The following is a 682-nucleotide window of genomic DNA, read 5'->3' as shown; positions in this document are numbered from 1 at the left end:
GGCGGCGCCTACCTGCCGATCCATCCCGACGAGGCGCCAGAGCGGATGCGCCATATGCTGGAGGAATGCGGAGTCCGCTATGTGCTGACCGATCCAGACACCGTCGAGACGCTGCCGCTGCCGCCTGGGGTTCAGGCGCTGGATGCGGAGGCTCTGGCGACGACAGAGGGACTGGTCAGGGTACCATCTGGGGCTGACCTGCCGGAGGAGGTGCAATCCGTCGCAGCGTCTGGGGCTGAATTGGCGTCGGCGAAGGAGCAAGCCGCATCAGCGTCCGAGGCTGCTCTGACGGTGACAGGGAAGTCGTCCGGTCCCGCATCAGAGCCCGCGGCCTCAGGCCAGGCATTCGCCGATTCCGGTCGGCTCGCGTATGTCATGTACACCTCCGGCTCGACGGGCAAGCCCAAGGGCGTCATGGTCGAGCACGGCAGCGTCGTCAATCTCGCTTCGTGGTTTGCCGAACGTTATGGCGTGGACAGCGAGACGACGGTATTGCAGATGACGGACTATACGTTCGACCCGAGCGTCGAGGACTGGTTCGGCACGCTGCTGCATGGCGGACAAGTCGTCGTCGCGGAGCCGGGACTGGTGCTGGATCGGCTGGCATTCCGTCAGCGGCTGGAGGAGGAGCAGATCACGCTACTCAATTACGTGCCCTCGATCCTCGGCGAGCTGCTGCTCG

At 65.1% G+C, this 682-nt stretch carries 1 protein-coding gene; it reads left to right on the top strand.

The genetic code is table 11. The annotated features are described in order from the left end of the window. Positions 1-682, top strand: a 682-nt coding sequence (locus tag PA598K_RS30630) for an AMP-binding protein (protein WP_185602323.1), incomplete at both ends; no start/stop codon positions are given.

It is taken from the genome of Paenibacillus sp. 598K (assembly GCF_003851045.1).
Taxonomy (GTDB): Bacteria; Bacillota; Bacilli; order Paenibacillales; family Paenibacillaceae; genus Paenibacillus_D.
This window is presented reverse-complemented; position numbering and strand designations above follow the sequence as displayed.